The sequence below is a fragment of the Burkholderia sp. USMB20 genome (genome assembly GCF_000949135.2).
Taxonomy (GTDB): domain Bacteria; phylum Pseudomonadota; class Gammaproteobacteria; order Burkholderiales; family Burkholderiaceae; genus Burkholderia.
Genome location: NZ_JTAN02000019.1, coordinates 662,244 through 678,049, shown reverse-complemented (window position 1 = coordinate 678,049; position 15,806 = coordinate 662,244). Strand labels below are relative to the sequence as shown.

Sequence of the window (15,806 nt, the reverse complement as noted above, 5' to 3'; positions counted from 1 at the left end):
ATTATACAAAACCGCGGGGGTTACCCTCCTGCCATTTCCAGTGGTCGGCGCACATCTCGTCGATCCCGAGCGTCGCGCGCCAGCCGATGAGGTCGGCCGCGGCCTGCGGATTCGCGTAGCACTCGGCGATGTCGCCCGGGCGGCGCGCGACGAGTTCGTACGGCACCGGGCGGCCCGACGCCTTCTCGAACGCGCGCACGACTTCCAGCACGCTGTAGCCCTGGCCCGTGCCGAGGTTCACGACGAAGCTCGCATCGCGCTTCGCGAGCGCGTCGAGCGCGGCGATGTGCCCCTTCGCGAGATCGACGACGTGGATGTAGTCGCGCACGCCGGTGCCGTCCGGCGTCGGGTAGTCGGAGCCGAACACGCGCAGCTTCTCGAGCTTGCCGACCGCGACCTGCGCGACGTACGGCATCAGGTTGTTCGGGATGCCGGCCGGATCCTCGCCGATCAGCCCGCTCGCATGCGCGCCGACCGGGTTGAAGTAGCGCAGCGTCGCGATGCGCCACGACGGGTCCGATACCTCGAGATCGCGCAGGACCTGCTCGGCGATCAGCTTCGACTGGCCGTACGGGTTGGTGGCCGACAACGGGAACGATTCGTCGATCGGCGAGCGCTCCGGCACGCCGTACACGGTCGCCGACGAGCTGAACACGAACTGCCGGACGTTGCGCTCGCGCATGATCTTGAGCACCGAGAGCAGCCCGCCAAGGTTGTTCTGGTAATACTCGAGCGGCTTCGCGACCGATTCGCCGACCGCCTTGAGCGCCGCGAAATGGATCGTGCCCGTGATCGGATGCGCGTCGAACACCTTCGCGAGCGCGGCTTCGTCGCACACGTCGACCTGGTGGAACGCGGGCGTCCTGCCGGTGATCCGCTCGATGCGCCGGACGGACTCGGCCTTGCTGTTGACGAGGTTGTCGACGATCACGACATCGTAGCCGTTGTCGAGCAGCTCGACGGCCGTGTGCGAGCCGATATAGCCCGCTCCGCCGGTAACGAGGATGGTGCCTTTAGCGGTCATGCTGATGCGCTCCTTCAGAGTGTGATGCCGGTCAATGTATGAATGGTCTGCCGGTAGCGTTCGACGACTTGCTGCTCGTCGAATTCCGCGCTCACCTTGCGGCGGCCGCGCGCGCCCATCGCGTCGCGCCCGGCGGTCCCGAGTTCGATCATGCGGATCAGCTGCTCCGCGAGGCTCGCACTGTCGCGCACGCGGCACAGGAAGCCGGTTTCGCCGTCGGCGACGACGTCGCGGCAACCCGGCACGTCGGTCGCGACGATCGGGCGGCCCATCGCGGACGCTTCCATCAGCGTGCGCGGCACGCCCTCGCGGTACGACGGCAGCACGACGCAGTCGGCCGCCGCGATGTGCGGGCGCACGTCGTGCGCCTCGCCGAGATACTCGACGACACCTTCGCCGACCCACGCGTCGACGTCCGCGCGGCCGATCGCGCTCGGATTGTCGACGCCGAGCGGCCCGAGCAGCTGGAAGCGCGCATCCGGGTAGCGATCCCGCACGACGCGCGCGGCCTCGACGTATTCGCGCACGCCCTTGTCCCACAGCAGCCGGCCGATCAGGATGAACACGGGGCCACGGCCGGCGGGCAGCGGCACCGGCGCGAACTGGTCGAGATCGACGCCTTCGCCGTGCAGCAGCCGCGCGCGCTCGGGGTGCGCGAGCAGCTGCTCGTCGGTGAAGGTCGCGAGATCGTCGCGGTTCAGGAACCAGACTTCACGCGGAAAGCGGAACGCGAACCGGTACAGGCGCTTCGCGACGCTCGCCGCACGGCTCTTCTGGATGAACACGTAGCCGAGGCCGGTCGTGACCGCGATCGACGGCACGCGCGCGAGCCACGCGGCGATCGACCCGTAGATGTTCGGCTTGATCGTGTAATGGAACACGAGATCAGGCTGGAGCGCGCGGTAATGGCGCACCAGCGCGGCAAGCGTGCCGAGATCCTCGCGCGGGCTCGTGCCTTTCGACGCGACGGCGAGCGCGACGTAGCGGCAGCCCATCTGCTCGAGCAGCGGCACCGTGCGGTCGTGCGGCGCGATCACGATGACCTCGGCGCCGCGCGCGACGAGCGCACGGATCAGCCCGTGGCGGTACGTGTAGATCGCCCAGGCCGTGTTGCAGACGAGCGCGATGCGCAGCGAGGAGGTAGCGGACATGAAAAAAAGCAAAAAATAAAGCGTCGAAAATGCCGGAGGCGGGCTACGCGGACGGCCGCGCCGCGAACAGCGTCTGCTTGATCCGCTGCAGCGTACGGTACGGCGTCACGAAATGCAGCAGGTTCTTGGCGAGGCCGGCCCAGTCGTACGGGTTCAGCACGTTGAAGTGCCGCAGCAGCAGCGATAGCGTCGATATCAGCTGGCGGCGGCGCTTGGTCGCGCTGATCCCGCCCTCGTTGAGCTCGTAGTAGAGGCCGAGCTCGGGCAGGTTCGCGCAATCGTAGCGTTGCATTAACCGTAAAAAAAGATCGAGATCCTCGGCCGCGCGATACTTCGCGCGGTAATTGCCGACTTCGCGCACGGCGTCGATGCGCAGCATGACCGACGGATGCACGAGCGGCGAGCGCAGGAAGCGCGTGCGGCGCAGCGTGCGCGGGTCGGCGGGCGGGGTCAGCATGAAGCGCGGCTCGCCGGCACGCGACACGACCTGGGTCCACATGCCGACGCAGGCCACGCGCGGGTGCGCATCGAGATACGCACGCTGCTTCGCGAGGCGCCGTGGTGCGGCGAGGTCGCCGGCGTCGATGCGGGCCGCAAAGCGGAAGCCGCGCGCGGCGAGCGCGTCGATGCCGGCCTCGAGCGCGCGCTCGATGCCGCCGTTGCGCGGCATGCGCAGCACCTCGACCGCAAGGCCGGGCAGGTCGGGCGCCACGATCGGCGGCGTGCTGCCGTCATCGACGATCAGCACGTGCACCGGCGCGTCCTCGCGAAACGATGCGAGGGTGCGGACGACGTCGTCGTGGCCGTTGTAGGCCGGCATCAGCACGGCCACGTCGTCGAGCGGGGGCGGGCAATCGGGAGACGTCATGGGCGCAGCTTGAAACGAATGTAATAAAAATTAACGGCGGCGGCGGCGAGATAGCCGGCCGCCAGCCCGACGAGCGCGCCGTACAGGCCGAGCCGGGGGATGGCGAACACGTTGACGAGCGCGGCGATCGCGAGCGCGAGCACCCATTTCGCCAGCAACACGAATTTTGCTTGATATTTGAGAACGATAAGATTGCCTATCGCCTCGATGCCGGCCGGCACGGACAGCCAGACCGCCCAGCGGAAGATGTCGACCGACGCCTCGTAACCGCGGCCGAACACCTTGCCGACGATGAGCGGCGCGGCCGCGTCCAGCACCAGCGCGCCGGCCGTCATCAGGCCGGCGGTCATCGCGATCAGCCGGACGATGTTGCGGCGCAGCCGCGCGACGTCCTGCACGCGGTACACGAACGCGGGCGCGATGGTCTGCGCGAGCATCAGCGCGAGCGTGATCCAGTTCTCGTTGAGCTGCTGGGCCGCCGAGTAGCGGCCGAGGTCGGCGAACGACACGTGACGCTCGAGCATCAGGCGATCGAGCTTCAGGAACAGGTACATGCAGATCAGGCCGAGCCAGAACACGGTGCCGGCGGTGGCAAAGTGCCTGAACAGCGGTTTGTCGAACGTCCAGCCGAGCGCGCCGCCGTTACGATGGCGGAAGTAGAGCAGCAGCGCGAAGCCGATCACGGCGGCCTCGAGCGCCCACAGCCACGCGAAGCGGGCAGGGCCGGCGGCCGCGCGGACCAGCAGCCAGACGAGCAGCGCCTTCGCCAGCGCGGTGAGCATGCTGGTCACCAGTTGCGGCTTGCTGTAGGTCAGGCTCTGCAGCCACGCGTTGATCACGCCGACGAACGGCTCGCGGAACACCATCGTGACCGCGAGGCCCGCGAGCATCGCGCCGACGAGCGGGTCGAACGCGCCGGCGCCGATCGCGATCCAGGTCGCGACGAGCGCGACGGCGGACACGCCGATGCGCAGCACGAAGGCGCTGCCGAGCACCGCGCCCAGTTGCGCGGGCGGGCGCTGGACGATGGTCGGAACCAGGATTTCGGCGCCGCACACCCAGGTGAGCGGCGCCAGTACGAGGAGAAGCGTATTCGCATACTGCCATTTGCCGAACACGTCCGGCCCGAAATAACGGGCCAGAAGACCGCTGATCGCGATCGCGACGCCGATCTGCGTGAGCCGTTCGAGCCCCAGCCAGACGAGATTCGCGACGGCCTTCGCGACGTCCGGGTTGCCGAATCGCTTCAGCATGCGGGGCAGCCGCGCGAGCGGGAGGCGGCCGGCAGGGCGCCCGAAGGCGGCGGGTTGGCGGCGGCGGAGCGGCTAGGCATTAAAATGGACAAAATACGCGTCATCAAAACCCGCGATTATAAGTGGGATCGGGGCCGCTCCAGCCGTCCCGTTCCTTGTTCCGCAAGGCCCGCATGTACGATGGCCGGCATGCGCGAAAGGCGGCCAGATTATTTTCCATGCACGCAACCCAGAGAGAATCGATGATCTCCCAATCCATCTTCAAGGCATATGACATTCGCGGTGTGGTCGGCAAGACGCTCGACGCCGATACGGCGCGCGCGATCGGCCGGGCCTTCGGCAGCGAAGTGCGCGCCCAGGGCGGCGATGCGGTCGTCGTCGCGCGCGACGGCCGCCTGTCGGGGCCCGAGCTCGTCGGCGCACTCGCCGATGGCCTGCGTGCGGCGGGCGTCGACGTCGTCGACGTCGGCATGGTGCCCACGCCGGTCGGCTATTTCGCGGCGAGCGTGCCGCTCGCGCTGAAGGACGGCGAGCGCCGCGTCGATTCGTGCATCGTCGTCACCGGCAGCCACAACCCGCCCGACTACAACGGTTTCAAGATGGTGCTGCGCGGCGCGGCGATCTACGGCGAGCAGATCCAGGCGCTGTACCGCCGCATCGTCGACGAGCGCTTCGAAACGGGCAGCGGCGCGTTCGAGCAGTTCGACGTCGCCGATCAGTACATCGAGCGCATCGTTGGCGACATCAAGCTCGCGCGCCCGCTGAAGCTCGTCGTCGACGCCGGCAACGGCGTCGCGGGCCCGCTCGCGACGCGCCTGTTCAAGGCGCTCGGCTGCGAACTCGTCGAGCGCTTCACCGACATCGACGGCACGTTCCCGAACCATCACCCCGATCCCGCGCACCCGGAAAACCTGCAGGACGTGATCCAGGCGCTGAAGGACACCGACGCCGAACTCGGCTTCGCGTTCGACGGCGACGGCGACCGCCTGGGCGTCGTCACGAAGGACGGCCAGATCATCTTCCCGGACCGTCAGCTGATGCTGTTCGCGGAGGAAGTGCTGTCGCGCAACCCGGGCGCGCAGATCATCTACGACGTGAAGTGCACGCGTCATCTCGCGCAGTGGGTGAAGGCGAAGGGCGGCGAGCCGCTGATGTGGAAGACGGGCCATTCGCTGGTCAAGGCGAAGCTGCGCGAGACGGGCGCGCCGCTCGCGGGCGAGATGAGCGGCCACGTGTTCTTCAAGGATCGCTGGTACGGCTTCGACGATGGCCTCTACACGGGCGCGCGCCTGCTCGAGATCCTCGCGAAGACGGCCGATCCGAGCGCGCTGCTCAATGCGCTGCCGGACGCGATGAGCACGCCGGAGCTGCAGCTCAAGCTCGAGGAGGGCGAGAACTTCCGCCTGATCGAGAAGCTGCAGAAGGAAGCGAAGTTCGACGGCGCCGACGAAGTCGTGACGATCGACGGGCTGCGCGTCGAGTACCCGGACGGCTTCGGCCTCGCGCGTTCGTCGAACACGACGGCCGGTGGTCGTGCTGCGCTTTGAATCGGAGACCAAGGAAGGGCTCGAGCGCATCCAGGCGGACTTCCGCCGCGTGCTGACGGCCGCGAAGCCGGACGTCGAGCTGCCGTTCTGAACCCCGGCGGCCTGCGGGCCGCCGCCGGTGCGACGACGGTAGAAGGATCGTCGCGCCATCCCCGAAAAGCGGCGCACGCTGACGGCGTGCGGCCGCTTTTTGCCTGTGTGCCTCCCCGGGCGCGATAAAATCGCGTCTTTATGCCTGTCGCCGGCTGTCCGCCGGCGTTTTTTCAGCGTGCAAAAGATCCTGATCGTGCGCGTGTCGTCGCTGGGCGACGTCGTGCACAACATGCCGGTGATCGCCGATATCCGGCGCCGCCATCCCGACGCGCAGATCGACTGGCTCGTCGAGGAAAGCTTCGTCGATCTCGTGGAGCTCGTCGACGGCGTGCGCAACGTGCTGCCGTTTTCGTTGCGGCGCTGGCGCAAGAAGCCGTTCTCGGGCGCCACGTGGCGCGAGATCCGCGCGTTCCGCCAGCGCCTCGCGGCCGAGCAATACGACCTCGTGATCGATTGCCAGGGGCTCATCAAGACGGCCTGGGTCGCGAGCTGGGCGCGCGGCCCGCTCGCCGGCCTCGGCAATCGCACCGACGGCGCCGGCTACGAATGGCCGGTGCGCTTCTTCTATCGCAAGCGCGTGCCGATCGCGCCGCGCACGCACGTCGTCGAGCGTTCGCGCCAGCTGGTCGCGGCCGCGCTGGGCGACCCGGCGCCGACGCCGGCCGATCCGGTCGACTTCGGCCTCGATACGCGCGCGGCGGCGCGCGCGGTCGCGACGCTCGGCCTGAACCTGCCGGTGCCGTACGTGGTGTTCGTGCATGCGACGTCGCGCGCCGACAAGCAGTGGCCGGATGCCGCGTGGATCGAGCTCGGCCAGGCGCTCGTGCGGCGCGGCGCGTCGCTCGTGCTGCCGTGGGGCAACGACGCGGAGCGCGCGACCAGCGAGCGGCTCGCTCAGTCGTTCGGCGCGGCGGCGATCGTGCCGCCGAAGCTGTCGCTGCCGGCCGTGGTCGGCCTGATCGACGGCGCGGCCGCGACGGTCGGGGTTGATACAGGTCTGGTTCACATCGCGGCCGCGCTGAAGCGTCCGACGGTCGAACTGTACAATTTCGCGACGGCCTGGCGCACCGGCGGATACTGGTCGCCGAACGTCGTCAATCTCGGCACGGCGGGGCAGCCGCCGTCGATCGCGCAGGTGAAGGCGGCACTCGCGGGCTTCGGCCTGCTGTGATGCCTGTCCTGCCTGTCCTGCTTGCCTTGCCTGTCACGCACGCGAACCGATCATGAGCGAATCCCAGATCATCGAAGTCCCGTCTGCCGACTGGAGCGGACACAACCTGTCGACGCCGCGCGAGCAGCTGCTCGCCGCGGTCGAGGAAGGCAAGGTGCTGTATTTCCCGCACCTGCGCTTCGCGATCGAAGGCGGCGAGGAAGCGTTGCTCGATCCGGCGCTCGCCGACCCGAAACGCAAGAACATCAGCCTCGCGCCGAACGGCGGCGCGCTCGTCGGCGTGCTCGGCGACAGCGTCACGCAATCGGCCGTGCGCGCGCTGGTCGCGCGCTTCCAGCAGCAGGCCGGCACGCTCGTCGACGGCCTGTTTCCCGAATACCGCGGCAAGCTGCGCGTCGCGCCGACGAGCCTGCGGCTGATGCAGGTCGAGACGCGCCAGACATCCTGGCGCAAGGACGACAGCCGGCTGCACGTCGACGCGTTCCCGTCGCGGCCGAACTACGGCGAGCGGATCCTGCGCGTGTTCACGAACGTGAACCCGGCCGGCCAGCCGCGCGTGTGGCGTGTCGGCGAGCCGTTCGAGGACGTCGCGAAGCGCTTCCTGCCGAAGATCCGGCCGCAGTTGCCGGGCTCGGCGTGGCTGTTGAACCTGCTGCACGTGACGAAGTCGCCGCGCAGCGCGTACGACCACCTGATGCTGAACCTGCACGACGGGATGAAGGCCGATCTCGACTACCAGAAGACTTGTCCACAGCAGACGATGCCGTTTCCGCCGGGCAGCGTGTGGATATGTTTCTCGGATCAGACTTCGCACGCTGTGATGTCCGGCCAGTTCATGCTCGAACAGACCTTCTTCCTGCCGGTCGACGCGATGGTGCGTCGCGAATGCGCGCCGCTCGGGATTCTCGAGCGCCTGCAGGGCAGGGCGCTGGTTTGAGCGCGCCTTTTCACCGACGCAAGACGAGGGCTGCTGCATGCTGAGGGCGATCTATCGCGCGCTGTGGTGGCTCGTCGCGCCGATCGCGGTGATCCGGCTCCTCGTGCGCTCGCGCAAGGAGCGCGGCTATCGCGAGCACATCGGCGAGCGCTTCGGCCACGTCGCCGGCCGTTCGCCGGACGATCGCGCGCCGCTGATCTGGGTGCATGCGGTGTCGGTCGGCGAGACGCGCGCCGCGCAGCCGCTGATCGACGCGCTGATGCGCGCGCGCCCCGATGCGCGCATCCTGCTCACGCACATGACGCCGAGCGGCCGCGCGACCGGCGAGCAGATCTTCGGCGAGCGCGTGCTGCGCTGCTACCTGCCGTACGACATGCCGGGCGCGGTGCGGCGCTTCCTGCGCGCCTGGCGGCCGACGCTCGGCCTCGTGATGGAAACCGAGGTGTGGCCGACGCTGATCGACGAGTGCCGCCGCGCGGACGTGCCGCTCGTGCTGACCAATGCGCGGATGTCCGCGCGCTCGCATCGGCGCGCGGCGAAGTTCGGCGCGGCGACGCGCGACGTGTTCGGCGGATTCTCGCGCGTGCTCGCGCAGAGCCCGGCCGATGCGGAGCGGCTGACGTCGCTCGGTGCACGCAACGTGGCGGTGCTCGGCAACCTGAAGTTCGACATGACGACACCGCCGGAGCTGGCCGCGCGCGGCCACGCATGGCGCGACGCGATCGGCACGCGGCCGGTGTGGGTCGCGGCCAGCACGCGCGAGAACGAGGAGGCGCTGGTGCTGCAGGCGTTCGCCGCGATGAAGACGGCCGGCGCGCTGCTGATTCTCGTGCCGCGTCATCCGCAGCGCTTCGCCGAAGTCGAAGCGCTGGTCGCGCGCAATGGGCTCAAGTGCGTGCGGCGTTCGGTGTGGGGCGCCGACGCCGCGGCGCTCGCGGCCGGCCGGCCGGCCGCCGAACCGTTGCCGGCCGACGTGACGGTGCTGCTCGGCGATTCGATGGGGGAACTCGGCGCGTACTATGCGGCCGCCGACGTTGCGTTCATCGGCGGCAGCCTGCTGCCGCTCGGCGGGCAGAACCTGATCGAGGCGTGTGCGGTCGGCGTGCCGGTGCTGATCGGCCCGCACGTGTTCAACTTCACGCAGGCGACCGCCGATGCGGTCGCGGCCGGCGCGGCGATGCAGGTCGCGGATCCGCTCGATCTCGCGCACGTGCTCGATGCGCTGTTGCCGACCACCGCGGCGCGGCGGGATGGGCGCGGCGGCGCGCGTTCGCGTCGCGCCATCGCGGCGGACCGCGCGCTCGGTCGACGTGCTCGCGGCGCTGCTGCCGCCCTCGAGCGCGGCGGGCGTGCGATGCACGGCGCGGCCGACGCATCGACGCATCCGACGACTGAGCGGGGCGGCGCAAGGCCTCCCCGGGCCGACGTGGCGGCGGCATGTCCCCGGCGCGTCGCTCACACCGTCAGCAGTCCTTTCCTTTCGATGAACGCGACGACGTCGGCGACGCCCTCGAGCGCCTTCAGGTTCGTCATCACGTAAGGCCGCTCGCCGCGCATCTTCTTCGTGTCGGACGCCATCACGTCGAGGTTCGCGCCGACGAGCGGCGCGAGATCCGTCTTGTTGATCACGAGCAGGTCGGACTTCGTGATGCCGGGCCCGCCCTTGCGCGGAATCTTCTCGCCGCCGGCCACGTCGATCACGTAGATCGTCAGGTCCGACAGCTCGGGGCTGAAGGTCGCCGCGAGATTGTCGCCGCCCGATTCGATGAACACGATGTCGGCGTCGGGGAAGCGCGACAGCATGCGGTCGACGGCCTCGAGGTTGATCGACGCATCCTCGCGGATCGCCGTGTGCGGGCAGCCGCCCGTCTCGACGCCCATGATGCGCTCCTCGGGCAGCGCGCCCGCGACCGTCAGCAGGCGCTGGTCTTCCTTCGTATAGATGTCGTTCGTGATCGCGACGAGGTCGTAGCGCTCGCGCATCGCCTTGCACAGCATTTCGAGCAGCGTGGTCTTGCCGGAGCCGACCGGGCCGCCGATGCCGACGCGCAGCGGCGGCAGTTTCTTGGTGCGGCGGGCGGAGGAGGTTGCGGGTGCGTTCATGGCGTGGATCGGGTTCAGGAGCGGAACAACCGCGAATACTGGGTTTCGTGCCGCGCGGACAGGATGCCGAGCTGCGGCGCGAACGTGTTGATGGCGTCGGGCGGCGTCGCGAGCGCGCGGCGCACGGCCGCTTCGATCGCGCCGCGCAGCGCGACGATGATGCGCTGGCCGGCGAGCTGGCCGAGCGGCACCGCTTTCAGCGCGGCCGACGTCTGGTTCTCGACCCAGCCGAACGCGTATGCGGCGAGCGTGGCGTCGGCGCCGGCACCGTGTGCGGCGGCCGCGTATGCGAATGCGGTCGGCAGCGCGATCGGCGTGAGCGATGCGAGCGTCGCGCGGCGCGCGGCATCGCCCCATTCGAGCGACGCGCACAGTTGCGCGAGCGACCAGCCCATCTGTTCGGTCTCGCGGCGCAGCTCCGCCGATTCGCGGCTCGCGACGAACCATGCGTTCTCGCGCGCCAGCGCGTCGGCGTCGTGCGCGTGCCAGCGCGCGAGCTGGTGCGCGAGGAACGGCAGCTCGCCGTGTGCGAGCACGTCGGTCAGCCCGCTCGCGATCCAGTCGCGCGCGGTGTCGGCGTCGCGGATCAGGTTCGCGTCGAGCGCGGCTTCGAGTCCCTGCGAATAGCTGAACGCGCCGATCGGCAATGCGGGCGACGCGAGATGCAGCAGCGCGACGAGCTCAGTGGTGGTCATGACCGTGGTGGCCGTGCGAGCAGCCGGGACCATGCTGATGATCGTGATCGTGATCGTGATCGTGATCGTGCGAGTGCGAGTGCGAGTGGCCGTGGTGTTCGCCGAAGACCTGCTGCGCGAGCGCGTAGTCCTCGGCGAACGTCGCATCGTGCCCGTGCTTGTGGCCGCCGCCGTACGCGCCGGCTTCCGGCTGGAACGGTGCGCTCGTTTCTTCGACCTGCGTGCCGAGCCGGCGCAGCATGTCCGCGAGCACCGGATCGGCTTCGAGCTTCAGGTAACCGTCGCCGATCTCGACCGGCGTGTGGCGGTTGCCAAGGTGATACGCGGCGCGCATCAGCGTGAGCGGGTCGGCCGCGCGCACCAGCAGCACGGTCTCGGAGGCAGCGGCGACGCGCACGAGCGCGCCGTCGTCGGCGACGAGCACGTCGCCGTCGCGCAGCACGGTGCCGCGCGGCAGCAGGACCGCGACGTCCTCGCCGGTGTCGAGCGTGGCCGCGAGGCGGCTCTTGCAGCGGGCGTCATAGGCGAGCGTGAGCGTCGGCGCGCGCGCGACGAGCGACGCGGCGAGCTTCACGTTCGGGGCAATGCGTTTGTCGAGGGTGCGCATGGAACGGAAAACCGGAAATCAGAACAGAAAATAGCGCTGCGCCATCGGCAGCACCGTCGCCGGCTCGCAGGTGAGCAGCTGGCCGTCGGCGATCACGTCGTAGGTTTCGGGATCGACGCTGATCGACGGGCGCCATGCGTTGTGGATCATGTCGGCCTTCGTCACGTTGCGACAGTTGCGCACGGGCACGACGCGCTTCGCGAGCCCGTAGCGTTCGGCGATGCCCGCGTCGGCCGCCATTTGCGACACGAAGGTCAGCGACGTGCGCGCGAGCGCACCGCCGCGCGTGGCAAACATCTCGCGGTAGTGGACCGGCTGCGGCGTCGGGATCGACGCGTTCGGGTCGCCCATCTGCGCCATCGCGATCATCCCGCCCTTCAGGATCATCGACGGCTTGATCCCGAAGAATGCGGGCTCCCACAACACGAGGTCGGCCCACTTGCCGGGTTCGATCGAACCGACTTCGTGCGCGATGCCGTGCGTGATCGCCGGGTTGATCGTGTACTTCGCGACGTAGCGTTTCGCGCGGAAGTTGTCGTTGCGCGCGCCGTCCTCGGGCAGCGCGCCGCGCTGCACCTTCATCTTGTGCGCGGTCTGCCAGGTGCGGATGATCACTTCGCCGACGCGGCCCATCGCCTGCGAGTCGGACGACAGCATCGACAGCGCTCCGAGATCGTGCAGGATATCCTCGGCCGCGATCGTCTCGCGGCGGATCCGCGATTCGGCGAACGCGAGATCCTCGGCGATCGACGGATCGAGGTGGTGACACACCATCAGCATGTCGAGATGCTCGTCGAGCGTGTTGATCGTGTACGGGCGCGTCGGGTTGGTCGACGACGGCAGCACGTTCGCTTCGCCGCACACCTTCAGGATGTCGGGCGCATGGCCGCCGCCCGCGCCTTCGGTGTGGTACGTGTGGATCGTGCGGCCCTTGAACGCGGCGACGGTCGATTCGACGAAGCCGCCTTCGTTCAGCGTATCGGTGTGGATCGCGACCTGCGTGTCGGTATCGTCGGCGACCGACAGGCAGTTGTCGATCGCGGCGGGCGTCGTGCCCCAGTCTTCATGCAGCTTCAGGCCGATCGCGCCGGCCGCGATCTGCTCGACGAGCGGCTGCGGCAGGCTCGCGTTGCCCTTGCCGAGGAAGCCGAGGTTGATCGGCCAGCCGTCGGCCGCCTGCAGCATGCGCTCCATGTGCCACGGGCCCGGCGTGCAGGTCGTCGCGTTGGTGCCGGTGGCGGGCCCCGTGCCGCCGCCGAGCATCGTCGTGACGCCCGACGCGAGCGCTTCGTCGATCTGCTGCGGGCTGATGAAGTGGATGTGCGTGTCGATGCCGCCGGCCGTCACGATCAGCCCTTCGCCGGCGATCACTTCGGTCGCCGCGCCGATCGCGATTGTCACGCCGGGCTGGATGTCGGGATTGCCGGCCTTGCCGATCGCGGCGATGCGGCCGTGCTTGATCGCGATGTCGGCCTTCACGATGCCCCAGTGATCGAGGATCACCGCGTTCGTAATGATCGTGTCGGGCACGTCGGCGGCCACGCGCTGCGACTGGCCCATCCCGTCGCGAATCACCTTCCCGCCGCCGAATTTCACCTCCTCGCCGTAGGTCGTGAAGTCGCGTTCGATCTCGATCAGCAGTTCGGTATCGGCGAGCCGCACGCGGTCGCCCGTCGTCGGCCCGAACATTTCCGCGTACGCGCGGCGGCTCAAGCGTAGTGTCATGTGCTGTTCCTGAAGAGCGGGGCGCGGCTTACAGCGGCCCCATCACCTTGCCCTGAAAACCATAGACGGCGCGTTCGCCGGCCAGCTCGACGAGCTCGACGGTGCGCGTCTGGCCCGGCTCGAAGCGCACGGCCGTGCCGGCCGCGATGTTGAGCCGGAAGCCGCGCGCGGCCGCGCGATCGAACGACAGCGCGTCGTTGACTTCGAAGAAGTGGTAGTGCGAGCCGACCTGCACCGGGCGGTCGCCGGTGTTCGCGACGACGAGCGAGATCGTCGCGCGGCCCGCGTTCAGTTCGTGCTCGCCGTCGTCGGTGAGGATTTCGCCGGGGATCATGCGTGCTACCTCGGTCACGGAATCGGGTGGTGGACGGTGACGAGCTTGGTGCCGTCCGGGAAGGTCGCCTCGACCTGGATGTCGGGGATCATCTCCGGCACGCCATCCATCACGTCGTCGCGCGTGAGCAGCGTCGTGCCGTAGTGCATCACCTCGGCGACGGTCTTGCCGTCGCGCGCCGCTTCCATCAGCGCGGCGGTGATGAACGCGACCGCTTCCGGATAGTTGAGCTTCAGCCCGCGCGCGCGGCGGCGCTCGGCCAGCAGCGCTGCCGTGAAGATCAGCAGCTTGTCCTTTTCTCGGGGAGTCAGTTTCATGAAGGCAGTCGTTCAGGAAAACGTAATTTTTATCGGTGCGCGGGATGCCGGCGGGGGCGCGGTTCATCGTAGCACCGCGCCGTTGTTCCTGCGTCGTGTATCCGATATGTAAGCAGCAAGGTGCGTGCCATGTCGGTGCGGCGTGCGGGGATGCGCGATCGTGGTGCGCGATGCATGGATCGTGGGCAGCGCGGGCGGTGCTGCTGCGCCGAAACGGTGCGTGCCGGGCCGCGTGCTCAGGTCTGCCAGAGGCGCAGCGGTCGCGCTTCGATGCCGTGCACGAGCGGGCGCAGGTGGAGCCAGCAGTCGGTGAAGTGACGCTGCAGCGCTTCCATCGACGTCGACACCGCGCGCACCAGCACGACGCCCGGCGTCACGCAGGTCGCGCCCGCGCGCAGCGTGTCGTCGAACGGCATCCGCGCGGCAAGCGTTTCGGCGAGCGCGGCATCGCACGCGGCGCCGGCCGCCCACAGCGTGCCGTACACGGGAAAGCCGGCGAGGCCCTGCAGCGAGCCGCGTAGCGGATCGTGTGCGTCGAGCAGCGCGCGCTCGGTCCACAGCGGCCGGCCGTCGGCGTCGACGAGTGCCGAACCCGACACGATGCGGCCCGCCGACCACGTTTCGCCGGCCGCCTGCCGGCCGAGCTGCGTCGCGTCCCAGCCGATCGCGCTCGCGCCCGCGCCGAGCGTCACCGTGAAGTCCAGCGCGGCGTGGGCCGCGTCGAAGAACAGGTTGTTCTGCGGCAGCCAGTCGAGCTTCGCGTGCGCGCCGACCGTGATGCCGATGCGTTGCGTCGCGTCGAGGCCGTTCGACTTGTACCACTTGGTCGCACCGGGTGTCGTCAGCACCGCGTGCGTGCCGTCGCCGAGCGCGATGTCGATGTCGAGCCGGTCGCCGCCCGCGACGCCGCCCGGCGGGTGGACGATGACCGCGTGGCAGATCGCGTCGCCTTCCGGATACAGCGGCCGCTGCACGCGCAGCGGGCCGTCGTGCAGCCGATGGACGAGCGTCGTGCGCGCGCCGTGCCGTTCGAAGCCGAGTTCGAGACGGCCGCGCCACGACTTGGCGACGGCGGGGCGGGACAGCGGGGCGTGGGAATCGAGGGCGGACATCGGCGGGAAGCAGGGAACGGGCGCGGTGATCGAGGATGCTACCGCAACACTATACGCTTGGGTGTTCGGGTTGCCGAACGTGGCGAAGTGGAGCGGCGACGGCGCCGGCCATCGCGTGACATGCGTCGACCGTCGGCGCCACGCGTGGGCGCAATCATGCGCTGCGTGGCGCGCTACACCGCGATCAGCTCGCGCACGCCGTTCGTTTCCATGTCCCGCGCATCGCCGCCGGCGATGACCTCGCCGCGGCTCATCACCCAGTAATGGTCTGCGATCGAGCGCGCGAAGTCGTAATACTGTTCGACGAGCAGCACGGTCATCTTCGATTCGTCGACGAGCTGGCGCAGCGTGCGGCCGATGTCCTGGATGATCGACGGCTGGATGCCCTCGGTCGGCTCGTCGAGGATCAGCAACTGCGGCTCGCTCATCAGCGCGCGGCCGATCGCGAGCTGCTGCTGCTGGCCGCCCGACAGGTCGCCGCCGCGCCGGGCGCGCATGTCCTTCAGCACCGGGAACAGGTCGTAGATGCGGTCGGGCACTTTCGACGGCGCCTTGCGGCTTGCCGCGCCGACGAGCAGGTTCTCCTCGACGGTGAGCCGCGGAAAGATGTCGCGGCCCTGCGGCACGTACGCGAGCCCGGCCGCGACGCGCGCATACGGCGGCAGTGCGCCGAGCGCGGTGCCGCGCCACGACACGCTGCCGCTATTCGCGGCGACGACGCCCATCAGGCAGCGCAGCAGCGTGCTCTTGCCGACGCCGTTGCGGCCGAGCAGCACGGTGAGCTTGCCGTCGTCGGCGGCCAGCGTCACGTTGCGCAGGATGTGGCTGCCGCCGTAGTACTGGTTCAGTGCATCGATCTTCAGCATTGC

Annotated in this window: 14 protein-coding genes and 2 pseudogenes; 4 read left to right on the top strand and 12 right to left on the bottom strand. The window is 69.2% G+C overall.

Going from position 1 to position 15,806, the window contains the following annotated elements; genetic code table 11:
- Position 1: 1 nt before the first annotated feature.
- From galE to PL79_RS27720, 4 genes are read right to left on the bottom strand one after another with little or no spacing between them, the layout of a single operon-like run.
- Complete coding sequence (gene galE / locus PL79_RS27735; RefSeq protein WP_044846276.1) at positions 2-1,024, bottom strand: UDP-glucose 4-epimerase GalE; 1,023 nt, start codon at positions 1,022-1,024, stop codon at positions 2-4.
- A gap of 14 nt (positions 1,025-1,038) precedes the next feature.
- A complete protein-coding gene (locus PL79_RS27730; RefSeq protein ID WP_044846275.1) occupies positions 1,039-2,175 on the bottom strand; it encodes a glycosyltransferase family 4 protein in 1,137 nt (378 codons plus the stop codon).
- A 43-nt stretch (positions 2,176-2,218) separates the two neighbouring features.
- Positions 2,219-3,043 (bottom strand): glycosyltransferase, encoded by an 825-nt coding sequence (locus tag PL79_RS27725; RefSeq protein WP_044846274.1) that lies wholly within the window; start codon positions 3,041-3,043, stop codon positions 2,219-2,221.
- Positions 3,040-4,296: an oligosaccharide flippase family protein gene (locus tag PL79_RS27720; RefSeq protein WP_044846273.1), complete on the bottom strand. Its 1,257-nt coding sequence runs from the start codon at positions 4,294-4,296 to the stop codon at positions 3,040-3,042. Before PL79_RS27720 ends, PL79_RS27725 begins: the two co-directional genes overlap by 4 nt.
- A gap of 242 nt (positions 4,297-4,538) precedes the next feature.
- Between PL79_RS27720 and PL79_RS27715 the strand changes: the two are divergent.
- The 4 genes and pseudogenes from PL79_RS27715 to waaA all read left to right on the top strand — a co-directional run.
- Positions 4,539-5,934: pseudogene (locus PL79_RS27715) on the top strand (phosphomannomutase/phosphoglucomutase).
- A 177-nt stretch (positions 5,935-6,111) separates the two neighbouring features.
- Complete coding sequence (gene waaC / locus PL79_RS27710; protein ID WP_044846271.1) at positions 6,112-7,107, top strand: lipopolysaccharide heptosyltransferase I; 996 nt, start codon at positions 6,112-6,114, stop codon at positions 7,105-7,107.
- A 52-nt stretch (positions 7,108-7,159) separates the two neighbouring features.
- Positions 7,160-8,044, top strand: coding sequence for a Kdo hydroxylase family protein (locus tag PL79_RS27705; RefSeq protein WP_044846270.1), 885 nt, complete (start codon positions 7,160-7,162; stop codon positions 8,042-8,044).
- A gap of 37 nt (positions 8,045-8,081) precedes the next feature.
- Positions 8,082-9,378 (top strand): annotated as a pseudogene (gene waaA / locus PL79_RS27700) (lipid IV(A) 3-deoxy-D-manno-octulosonic acid transferase); the annotation flags it as partial.
- Positions 9,379-9,499: 121 nt separating this feature from the next.
- Here waaA and ureG read toward each other — a convergent pair.
- From ureG to urtE, 8 genes are all read right to left on the bottom strand, one after another.
- Positions 9,500-10,147, bottom strand: coding sequence for an urease accessory protein UreG (gene ureG, locus PL79_RS27695; protein WP_044846268.1), 648 nt, complete (start codon positions 10,145-10,147; stop codon positions 9,500-9,502).
- Between the two features lie 14 nt (positions 10,148-10,161).
- Positions 10,162-10,842 (bottom strand): urease accessory protein UreF, encoded by a 681-nt coding sequence (locus PL79_RS27690; protein ID WP_044846267.1) that lies wholly within the window; start codon positions 10,840-10,842, stop codon positions 10,162-10,164.
- Positions 10,829-11,449 (bottom strand): urease accessory protein UreE, encoded by a 621-nt coding sequence (ureE, locus tag PL79_RS27685; protein ID WP_044846266.1) that lies wholly within the window; start codon positions 11,447-11,449, stop codon positions 10,829-10,831. Before ureE ends, PL79_RS27690 begins: the two co-directional genes overlap by 14 nt.
- 18 nt (positions 11,450-11,467) lie before the next feature.
- Entirely contained in the window at positions 11,468-13,174 is a 1,707-nt protein-coding gene (gene ureC, locus PL79_RS27680; RefSeq protein ID WP_044846265.1) for an urease subunit alpha, read from the bottom strand.
- A 28-nt stretch (positions 13,175-13,202) separates the two neighbouring features.
- Positions 13,203-13,508, bottom strand: coding sequence for an urease subunit beta (locus PL79_RS27675; RefSeq protein ID WP_044846264.1), 306 nt, complete (start codon positions 13,506-13,508; stop codon positions 13,203-13,205).
- Positions 13,509-13,522: 14 nt separating this feature from the next.
- Complete coding sequence (gene ureA / locus PL79_RS27670) at positions 13,523-13,825, bottom strand: urease subunit gamma (RefSeq protein WP_006406310.1); 303 nt, start codon at positions 13,823-13,825, stop codon at positions 13,523-13,525.
- A 236-nt stretch (positions 13,826-14,061) separates the two neighbouring features.
- Positions 14,062-14,937, bottom strand: coding sequence for an urease accessory protein UreD (locus PL79_RS27665; RefSeq protein ID WP_044846263.1), 876 nt, complete (start codon positions 14,935-14,937; stop codon positions 14,062-14,064).
- A 173-nt stretch (positions 14,938-15,110) separates the two neighbouring features.
- Complete coding sequence (urtE, locus tag PL79_RS27660) at positions 15,111-15,803, bottom strand: urea ABC transporter ATP-binding subunit UrtE (protein WP_044846262.1); 693 nt, start codon at positions 15,801-15,803, stop codon at positions 15,111-15,113.
- Between the last annotated feature and the right edge of the window lie 3 nt (positions 15,804-15,806).

What these genes read in the sequence shown, in the direction of transcription:
- galE (WP_044846276.1), bottom strand. Translation starts at nt 1,024, where the DNA reads ATGACCGCTAAAGGCACCATCCTCGTTACCGGCGGAGCGGGCTATATC.
- PL79_RS27730 (WP_044846275.1), bottom strand. Translation starts at nt 2,175, where the DNA reads ATGTCCGCTACCTCCTCGCTGCGCATCGCGCTCGTCTGCAACACGGCC.
- PL79_RS27725 (WP_044846274.1), bottom strand. Translation starts at nt 3,043, where the DNA reads ATGACGTCTCCCGATTGCCCGCCCCCGCTCGACGACGTGGCCGTGCTG.
- PL79_RS27720 (WP_044846273.1), bottom strand. Translation starts at nt 4,296, where the DNA reads ATGCTGAAGCGATTCGGCAACCCGGACGTCGCGAAGGCCGTCGCGAAT.
- PL79_RS27705 (WP_044846270.1), top strand. Translation starts at nt 7,160, where the DNA reads ATGAGCGAATCCCAGATCATCGAAGTCCCGTCTGCCGACTGGAGCGGA.
- ureG (WP_044846268.1), bottom strand. Translation starts at nt 10,147, where the DNA reads ATGAACGCACCCGCAACCTCCTCCGCCCGCCGCACCAAGAAACTGCCG.
- PL79_RS27690 (WP_044846267.1), bottom strand. Translation starts at nt 10,842, where the DNA reads ATGACCACCACTGAGCTCGTCGCGCTGCTGCATCTCGCGTCGCCCGCA.
- ureE (WP_044846266.1), bottom strand. Translation starts at nt 11,449, where the DNA reads ATGCGCACCCTCGACAAACGCATTGCCCCGAACGTGAAGCTCGCCGCG.
- ureC (WP_044846265.1), bottom strand. Translation starts at nt 13,174, where the DNA reads ATGACACTACGCTTGAGCCGCCGCGCGTACGCGGAAATGTTCGGGCCG.
- PL79_RS27675 (WP_044846264.1), bottom strand. Translation starts at nt 13,508, where the DNA reads ATGATCCCCGGCGAAATCCTCACCGACGACGGCGAGCACGAACTGAAC.
- ureA (WP_006406310.1), bottom strand. Translation starts at nt 13,825, where the DNA reads ATGAAACTGACTCCCCGAGAAAAGGACAAGCTGCTGATCTTCACGGCA.
- PL79_RS27665 (WP_044846263.1), bottom strand. Translation starts at nt 14,937, where the DNA reads ATGTCCGCCCTCGATTCCCACGCCCCGCTGTCCCGCCCCGCCGTCGCC.
- urtE (WP_044846262.1), bottom strand. Translation starts at nt 15,803, where the DNA reads ATGCTGAAGATCGATGCACTGAACCAGTACTACGGCGGCAGCCACATC.